This is a genomic window from Cutibacterium avidum ATCC 25577, from assembly GCF_000227295.1.
Classification (GTDB): domain Bacteria; phylum Actinomycetota; class Actinomycetes; order Propionibacteriales; family Propionibacteriaceae; genus Cutibacterium; species Cutibacterium avidum.
Window position 1 is genome coordinate 252340 of record NZ_JH165054.1, and the last position, 9064, is coordinate 261403.

Consider the following 9064-nt stretch of genomic DNA (forward strand, 5'->3'; position numbering starts at 1 on the left):
CCAGTGCGTCACCGCTCAGTCACGAGTGAGTCGACGATGCTTCGAGGCATGCGGACGAGCCGCCTCCGGCCCGAGACGCTCGATCTTGTTGACCTCGTAGTCGGCGAAGTTGCCCTCGAACCAGAACCAGCGCGGCACACCGTCCTCGTCCTCGCCCTCCCAGGCCAGGATGTGGGTGGCGATGCGGTCGAGGAACCAGCGATCGTGGGAGACGACCACGGCACATCCCGGGAACTCCAGGAGGGCGTCCTCAAGACTCGACAGGGTCTCGACGTCCAGGTCGTTGGTCGGCTCGTCGAGCAGGAGGACGTTGCCGCCCTGCTTGAGTGTCAGGGCCAGGTTCAGGCGGTTGCGCTCACCGCCGGAGAGCACACCGGACTTCTTCTGCTGGTCCGGTCCCTTGAAGCCGAAGCTCGCCACATAAGCCCGCGAGGGTTCCTCGAAGTTGGCGACCTTGATGTAGTCCAGTCCGTCGGAGACGACCTCCCAGACGTTCTTCTCCGGGTCGATGCCAGTACGGTTCTGGTCGACGTAGGAGAAGTTGACCGTCTCGCCGACCTTGAGGTCGCCGGAATCGGCCTTCTCCAATCCGACGATGGTCTTGAACAGGGTCGTCTTGCCGACACCGTTCGGGCCGATGACGCCGACGATGCCGGCTCGCGGCAGCGTGAAGGACAGGTCCTTGATGAGGACACGGTCGCCGAACCCCTTGGTGAGGTGGTTTGCCTCCAGCACGACGTTGCCAAGGCGCGGGCCCGGCGGGATGTTGATCTCGGCGGTGTCGATCTTGCGGTTGCGCTCGGCCTCGGCAGCCAGCTCCTCGTAACGGGCCAGACGGGCCTTGTTCTTGGCCTGCCGAGCCTTCGGCGAGGAGCGCACCCAGTCCAGCTCCTTCTCGAGGATCTTGGCGCGCTTGGCGTCCTTCTTGCCCTCGATCTGGAGACGCTTGCGCTTGGTGTCCAGGTAGGTCGAGTAGTTCCCCTCGTAGGGGTGCAGCTGACCGCGGTCGACCTCACAGATCCACTCGGCCACGTGGTCAAGGAAGTAGCGGTCGTGGGTGACGGCCAGGACAGCGCCTGGGTAGGACTTGAGGTGGCCCTCCAGCCAGTTGACGGACTCGGCGTCCAGGTGGTTGGTGGGCTCGTCGAGGAGCAGCAGGTCAGGCTGCTCGATGAGGAGCTTGCACAGGGCGACGCGACGACGTTCACCACCGGAGAGCACGTCGACCGGGGTGTCGCCGGGAGGGCACTGCAAGGCGTCCATCGCCTGCTCGAGGCGGGTGTCGATGTCCCAGGCGTTGGCGTTGTCGAGCTCGGTCTGCAGCTCGCCCATCTCGGCCATGAGGGCGTCGAAGTCGGCGTCCGGGTTGGCCATCTCGGCCGAAACCTCCTCGAACCGTGCGAGCTTCGCCTTGATGTCGCCGACGGCCTCCTCGACGTTCTCGCGAACCGTCTTATCCTCGGTGAGCGGGGGCTCCTGGAGCAGGATTCCGACCGTGGCTCCCTTGGCGAGGTTGGCGTCACCGTTGTTCGGCTTGTCGAGCCCAGCCATCAGCTTGAGCATCGTCGACTTACCAGCGCCGTTCGGTCCGACAACACCAATCTTGGCGCCCGGGAAGAACGACAGCGTGACATTGTCGAGAATGACCTTGTCACCCACCGCCTTTCGGACGTTGTGCATGGTGTAGATGAACTCGGCCATCGGCACTCCTCCAGAATCTGCGGGAACGGGGCGGCCGGCACTTCACCGACCGTTGCACAGTATGCCAGTTGGCATAACCGTTCCCGTCACAAAGTCATTCCCGATGGATGACCTCGGACTTCAGGAACCGACCAATTCGACGTCGTCATCAACCATCTCGGCGTCCCCGTCGTCGCCAATCGCATCGTGCGGTTCCTGGTATCGCAGCACGTGATCGTCTCCCAGCGGCGCCTCGACCCGCTTTTCGGGGCGACGGCACACGGCGGACACGCGGGACAGATCCGGTCCGACATTGCTTGCGACGATGATGAGTTGCTCGTGGGAGCCCTCGTCGTCAATCCAATTCCGGGTACGCAGCCGACCGGTAACCATGACCGGGTCTCCCTTATGCAAGGATGCGGCGCAGTTGTCCGCGAGGCGCCCGTAGACGTGCACCGACAGCCATGTCGTCGTCCCGTCGACCCACTCCCCCTGCCTCATCGCGCGAGGGGTGTGAGCAACCCGGAACCGGGCTCCACGCCAACCCTCACCAATCTTCATCTCGACATCAGTCCCGAGGTTTCCGGTAAATGACACGTTTGCGTCCATCTGTGAGCTCCTTTCCACTCACAGACAGTTATCGTCGAGCCCCGGAAAATCCGTCAGGCAATTTCAGATCTGTGGACAACTCCAAATTCAGCGCCGACGACCCTGTGGACAACCCTGCACCTGTGGCAAAGCCATTTACCCACGTCAGGACGCCTTCGCCAGGATCTTGACGACCTCGTCGTGGTGATCGAGCTCGACATTGACCGGATCAACGACAGATTGCCATGCCACCTCGGTCAGGTTGGACCGCAATTCAGACCTGGCATGACGCGCAGCAGCCCGAGCCCCTGCTTGCACACCGATCTGGCACAGCAGAGAAACCACGATGCCCACGACGGCTCCCCCCGCCACGATGAGGGGCGGCACCGGGAAGTCGTGCCATCTCACCGGTGAAACTCGGAACTGGAAATAGGCCGTCAAGCCATCCGCCAACCACCACGCCGCCCCGGCCAGGACGATGACAATGAGAATCCACTGCACCACCGTCACCACCTTCCACCAGCCGGTACCCCGATGCACTCCCAAATCCGTGGAGGCGACAGCCCGATCGATATCGTCGGGTAGAACCTTGCGATTCGACAGTGATGCTGCCCGCACCGAGTCGGCCCACGGCCGGGGCAGCCCCTCGGAGGCCTCCGACGCCAGAGAGCGCACTGCCGTGTCCACCTTGGCTCCTGCGACACCGACGCGTGCCGTCATCGCGCTTCGCTGCACATCGGTGGGTTCTGTCCCGCGCGACAACTCCTTCTTGCGCCTCGAGCCCAGGTCCAAGTGCAACCGGTGCAACGGATCCTGCCGAAGTTTCGACAACCACGACGTCACCGGCCAACCTGTGGCGTAGTGGCCTCTCTTGCGGTAAGCCTCCCGGGTCGCCTCGACAACTGGATCGACGCCACCAGCAGTGCACAACGCCTCGATCAATCGGTCGACGGAGTCCTGACTCACCTGACCTGCCTCGGCACCAGTCGCCTCCAACAATTGCTGAGAAACGCTGTCGAGGTCAGCATGGAGACGGGCTGCCTGCGCCTTCTTGGCGCGCACGGCACGAGCCAATGCGACGCGCATGTCTTCCACGCCTTCACCGGTGGTCGCCGAGATTGCCATGATCTTGGCCTTGTCCAGGCCCTCTGAGTCCAGGAGACGACGCAGATCGCGCAAACAGTTCTTACGCTGCTCCTTGTCGAGACGATCAATCTGGTTGAGAACGACCGTCATGACCTCGGAATGAGTCGCCAGTGGCACCAGATAACGAGTGTGGAGAGCAGCGTCGGCATATTTCTGTGGATCGACGACCCACACGATCATGTCGACCATCTCGACGAGTCGATCCACCTCCAGCCGATGCTCGATGCGCACCGAGTCGTGGTCGGGCAGGTCGAGCAGCACCAAGCCGTCGAGAGCCCCGTCTCCGCCCATGTGGTGACGACGAGGAACGTCGAGCCAGTCCAGCAAGGACTCGGCTGACTCGCTCCCCCACACCGCTGCCGTGGCTTTCGAGGTCGTCGGACGACGCACGCCCGGATCCGCGAGGTCCGCACCTGCGAGTGCGTTGAAGGTCGATGACTTTCCCGAACCGGTGGCGCCAGCAAGGGCAATGACGGTGTGATCCCCACCGATTTGGCACCGTTGGTCAGCACGATCCAGCACTGCGCGCGCACGGTCGACCACTTCATCGGGGATACGCCCCGCCGACAGATCCACTGCCTTGCTCAGCATCTCAATGCGTTCGGCAAGGTCGACGCGTCGTCTCCTCATCGTTCCTCCTGACGAGGCTCAGGCTCCAAAACCACCGATGGTTCGACGATCTCGGCGTCGAGGACGGGCATGTCGGCCCTCATCTGCCCGAGCTCGGGTGTTCCGGACGCCTCCGCTTCCCGCGTCTGCGGACGGGTTCGGATCGTCACCCGGCCATCGCGGGGCTCCGCCGCTTCCTGAGCCTGCCGCACCTGCTCGATCGAGGTGCGGATCCGAGCTGGCAACTCTTCATCGACTCCCAGCGCTCCGAGCACGTTCTGGTAGCGCGCCACCTCAGTGGCGAGCAGCCCCTCGACCCTGGCGTCGAGCTGTTCCTTCGCAACCTTCGCCAGACGTCGCACCGCGTCGTCGCCAAAGAGGGCCTCAAGAAGCCGCTGCGCGACGATGGCCGAGCCACCGGCTATCCCGGCTTCCGCGCCCGACAATCCGCCGGTGTGAGCGAAGACGACGAGCATGAGAGCGACGGAAACCCCGTTGACTCCGAAAGCCATGAATCGGGCCTTCGACCGCTTGTCCATGCCTTCCCCGGCAACCAACTCCATGACGTCGCCCTGCCAGCCCCTCACCATGCGAGAGACGGACTCCTCAAAACCTCGTGACGGACGAGCCAGATCCTCGTCCGAACGTTCCAGGACACTGCGACCGGCTGGGTCGGCCTGCCAGACGGCCTCAATCCGCTCACACCCAGCCTGCGTTTCAGCGATGATGAGGTTTTCCAGGCCAGACTCCACCGCGACGCTGACCTTCTCGACTTCCGGAGGCGCTCCCTTGAAGGTCTGGACGACGCGGTCTCGGAACCACGACACCTTCGCCTCCATGGCCCGCATGAATTCGCCAGTTCCCACGAATTCGTGCCACCGGGCCAGCACCTCGCCACGCAGCAGGGTGCCGTCGGCAGATTGCGCGGCGATCGACTGCGAGGCCTCGGCCATGATCGACTGAGCATCCGCAGCCAGCCTGGATGTGGCAACTGCTTGGGCCTCCAGACCAGCGGCAACGTAGGAGGACCTTTCGCAGACCGAGCCGATGGCGCCGGACAGGGTGGACGCGATGACCTCACGTCGCTTCTGCTGGTCCTGAGCCAGACTCGACAGGAAAAAACGCAACGGCGCAACGGCCTGATCCGGAAGCATGCCATCGGCATTGGTCCTGGTCTCCGGCACAGCGAAGAGAGGGGAATCCGCCAGGCCACGCTCTGTCATGAGCCGGCCAAGGTCCGGGGGAACCTCCCTCATGGCCTCCGGCGGGACGCGGTCACACACCACCGCAACCGAGGCATGTCGCTCCTGAGCCTCGTTGAGGAAATCCCAGGGCACGGCGTCGGCGTAGCGGGCGGCTGACGTGACGAAGACCCACAGATCCGCAGCCTGCAACAGCTGGGCAGCCAAGTCGCGATTCCGCGCCACCACGGAATCGATGTCGGGGGCATCCAAAATGGCCAAACCCTTCGGGATCCCAGGCTCTGCGACCAGCTGGAGGCTCGAGGCGTCATTGCTGGCAACTCGGGAACGCACCAACGTAGGCAGCACCCGGTCACCGTCGAACCACACTGCATCGTCAGGGTGGTGGACGAGAACTGGAGAGGTCGTGGTGGGACGAATGACGCCGGGCCGGGTCACCACTCGTCCGACCAGAGAATTGACCAGGGTGGATTTTCCGGCGCCTGTCGACCCACCGACCACAGCGAGGAGCGGGGCGTCAATGGTCTCCAACCGAGGTAGGACGTAATCGTTGAGCTGGCTGGCGATTCGACGGGCCAGACCGGCCTGGGTGATGGCCTCGGGCAGGTCAAGGGGAAAATCGGCCTGACGCAGGTCATGCCGCAGATCAGTCAGCGACAGCAACATCTGCTCAGTGTTCATGGTGGTCCTTCCTGGTCACTCGTCAGGCCTGTGGCGGTGCCCACTGCAACTCATTGTTGACCTGCTGGCTCCGACGTCGCCTGAGGAATGCGGGCAGCCTGGGTTTGGCCAGTTTGGCACCTCGGGCCACAGTGACAGCCATCGGACGCAACGAGTTCAGACGATCGATGAGTTGAATCTGACGCGTACCCGGATCGTCCTCCAGTCCACGCACGACCGCGTCACGCAGATAAGCCAGATCCGTGCCAGTGCGCAGGAACTCCAGTGTGTGCCACCAGCGACGCGGGCCATGGCTGAGGGCCACCAAACCCGCCCACTGACGACGCCGCAGCGCCGAGAGGGTGTCGGCGTCGGATTCCGGCAACCACCCGGCCTTGACATAGTCCTCAAGACGATTGCGGACCATCTTGCCTTCACGCATCATGCGAATGGCCACGAAGATCACGACGGAGGCGACGATCGCAAGGGCCACGTACCAAAGGTTCTTCAAGGCGGCCATCGGCAACACCGAGGAGAATCCGTTGAACAGCATGTGACCAGTCACAGCCATGACGAAACCGGTCGTCGGAGCCAAGATCCTCACAAGCCTGCTGCGTGATCGCAGTCCCAGAGCCAGGCCGATACCCGTCATGCTGGTGAACAGGGGATGCCCGAACGATGTGTAGACGCCTCGCAGCCTGACCATCTCCATGACAGCCTTTTTCGGGTCGCCAGCAGCGGCAGTCACGCGGGCGTAATTGTCAGCTCGGGCGTAATACATGATGTTCTCGACGAAGGCGAAACCGATCGCCGAGAGTCCGGCCATGCTCACCGTCTGGACCACGGAGGTCATGCGTCTCCCCATGACCACGGCCAGTCCGAAAAGCACCATGGCTTTACAAGACTCCTCGACGAAGGGAGCCGAATACACCGCAGGACCTGCACCCGAAGCCGGATCGACCCCGCCTGTCACCGAGAGCATCCCCGCCATCCAGGTATTGACGTGCAGGCTGATCCAGGTCGCTATGCACGCTCCCCAGCAGAAGCAGAGGAACCACACGTGAAGATGCCGGGTCCTGAAACGGTCGATGAGGATGAAGATCGCCGACCAGACCGCTGCCGTCGGCCATGCGTAGTGGAAGGCAAGCTTGAACGACTGATTGGTGATGCCGGGAACGACGCCCTTCTGGCCGTCGCGCTCCACCTCGGTGTCCGCATGCATGTTCACGTAGGTGTGAACCACACAAGCAGCTGACACCAGCACCAGGACGAGCAGCACCCAGAACCACGGATTACGCAACAGACGTTGCCACCAGGGACGGCGCACAACGGGCGCGGGGGCAACGTAGGACATGGTTGAAAGACTACCGGGCACCTGGGACATTTTCCGCTGTGCCAATTCCTCGTCCCGCGGAATGCGGAAGGATGATGGCGGCCCGGGTGGGAATCGAACCCACGCGCGACAGATTAGAAGGCTGCTGCTCTATCCGCTGAGCTACCGGGCCATGGTTGACATCCTAACGGGATCCGGCCACCAGCACCCAGCCCGCCCCAATCAGGTGGCGAGCAAGACTGCACCCATTTGTTCGCCGTCCTAACCTTTCTCCGTGATTGATTCGACGCGCACCGAGTCCCCGGCCCCACCGGTGAAGTGGTCGTCAATCATCGTCTCCGCCTACCTGCCGACATTGATGTCGTCCCTGGGATACGGTGCGGTGATCCCGCTCATTCCGCTCACCGCGGTCCACAACGGTGCATCCGCTGCCCTCGCTGCCGCGATCGCCGCTCTCGTCGGTATCGGCCAGATCATCGGTGACGTCCCTGCAGGGTGGCTGGTCACGAAGATCGGCGAGAAGTGGTCCTTGGTCATCGCCATGCTCATCGACGCGATGGCCCTGGGGTCCATGGGGCTGGCCCATCACCTTGGACTGCTCGCCATCGCGGTGCTCGTCAATGGCATGGCCGGCGCCGTTTACGGCATCGCTCGACAGAATTACCTGACGGTCGCCATCCCTTACCGATACCGGGCGCGCGCCCTGTCCACCCTGGGAGGGGTATTCCGGGTGGGTTGGTTCGTCGGCCCCATGGCGGGGTCATGGATCCTCCGGGAATCCTCCATGGCATGGGCATATGGATTTGCATCCGTCGCAAGTGTGCTCGCAGCCGCCGTGACCACCGTCATGCCCGACCTGCCACCGGTCGACACCCCGGAACTCGCCGAGGAAAGGACTCCCGCCAAGATCTCCACCTGGACCATCGCCAAACAGAACGCGAGAGTCCTCTGGACGACTGGTCTGGGAGTGACGGCCCTCATGCTCGTTCGGTCGGCCCGCCGCTCTCTGCTGCCGCTGTGGTGTCATGCGAGCGGACTCACCCCGGCCACCACGGATCTCATCTACGCCTGGTCGATGGCCGCCGACGTCCTGCTGTTCCTGCCCGGCGGGGCCCTCATGGACAAGTTCGGGCGCTGGTGGGTGGCAGTTCCGTCGATCCTCATCCAGGCCGTCGCCCTACTGACCCTGCCGCTGGCTCACACCGCGACAACCATCGGCATCGTCGCCCTCGTCATCGGCATCGGAAACGGAGCCAGCTCGGGCATCGTCATGACTCTGGGGTCCGACGCGTCCCCCGCCATCGGACGACCTCAGTTCCTGGCCGCATGGCGACTGCTCTCGGACACCGGCTCGGCGATGGGACCGATCGTCGTCACCCTCGTCACCCTGGTCTGGCCACTGTCGGCAGCCAGCATCGTGATGGCGATCATCGGTCTGGTCGGCAGCTACTGGATGGGCCGCTGGGTGCCGCGCGGTAAACGGTAAGGGCCCCTTCCGCGTCAACCGCTCAAAAGTGGCATGTCGTCACCACCAACTAGTCTGTTATGACGTGAAAGACATGTTGGTGTGGATCGATTGCGAGATGACCGGGCTCGACCTGGCCCACGACGGACTCATCGAGGTGGCCGCCTTGGTCACCGATGGGCAGCTCAATGTTCAGGGCGAAGGAGTGGACGTCATCATCAAGCCCGAGCCCGAGTGGCTCGCGCACATGAACGACTTCGTGCGCGACATGCACACCAAATCTGGACTCCTCGAGGAGCTCGACAAGGGACTGACGATGTCCGAGGCCCAGGAACAGGTGCTCGATTACATCCGCACCTACGTCCCGCAGGCAGGAAAAGC

The 9064-nt window shown here is 63.4% G+C and carries 7 protein-coding genes and 1 tRNA gene; 2 read left to right on the forward strand and 6 right to left on the reverse strand.

All coding sequences use genetic code 11. The annotated features are described in order from the left end of the window. Window positions 1-15: 15 nt before the first annotated feature. From ettA to HMPREF9153_RS01140, 6 genes are all read right to left on the reverse strand, one after another. Window positions 16-1701, reverse strand: coding sequence for an energy-dependent translational throttle protein EttA (gene ettA, locus HMPREF9153_RS01115; RefSeq protein WP_004808797.1), 1686 nt, complete (start codon window positions 1699-1701; stop codon window positions 16-18). A gap of 120 nt (window positions 1702-1821) precedes the next feature. After that, the gene (locus HMPREF9153_RS01120; RefSeq protein WP_004808798.1) at window positions 1822-2289 is read right to left on the reverse strand and encodes a single-stranded DNA-binding protein; all 468 of its coding nucleotides are present in this window, start codon (window positions 2287-2289) and stop codon (window positions 1822-1824) included. A gap of 144 nt (window positions 2290-2433) precedes the next feature. Beyond that, on the reverse strand, window positions 2434-4044 hold the full coding sequence (locus HMPREF9153_RS01125; protein WP_004808799.1) for a YfjP family GTPase: 1611 nt from the start codon (window positions 4042-4044) through the stop codon (window positions 2434-2436). Next, window positions 4041-5906 carry a GTPase family protein gene (locus HMPREF9153_RS01130; RefSeq protein ID WP_004808800.1) on the reverse strand — a complete coding sequence of 622 codons (1866 nt, stop codon included), beginning with the start codon at window positions 5904-5906 and terminating at the stop codon, window positions 4041-4043. The genes HMPREF9153_RS01125 and HMPREF9153_RS01130 overlap by 4 nt, the downstream gene beginning before the upstream one ends. Before the next feature lie 22 nt (window positions 5907-5928). After that, window positions 5929-7239, reverse strand: coding sequence for a PrsW family intramembrane metalloprotease (locus tag HMPREF9153_RS01135; protein ID WP_004808801.1), 1311 nt, complete (start codon window positions 7237-7239; stop codon window positions 5929-5931). A gap of 75 nt (window positions 7240-7314) precedes the next feature. Next, a tRNA-Arg gene (locus HMPREF9153_RS01140) sits at window positions 7315-7390 on the reverse strand. Between the two features lie 141 nt (window positions 7391-7531). Here HMPREF9153_RS01140 and HMPREF9153_RS01145 point away from each other — a divergent pair. Continuing rightward, entirely contained in the window at window positions 7532-8704 is a 1173-nt protein-coding gene (locus HMPREF9153_RS01145) for an MFS transporter (protein ID WP_080564846.1), read from the forward strand. A gap of 73 nt (window positions 8705-8777) precedes the next feature. After that, the coding region (gene orn / locus HMPREF9153_RS01150) for an oligoribonuclease (protein ID WP_004808803.1) at window positions 8778-9064 on the forward strand (287 nt) is incomplete at its 3' end.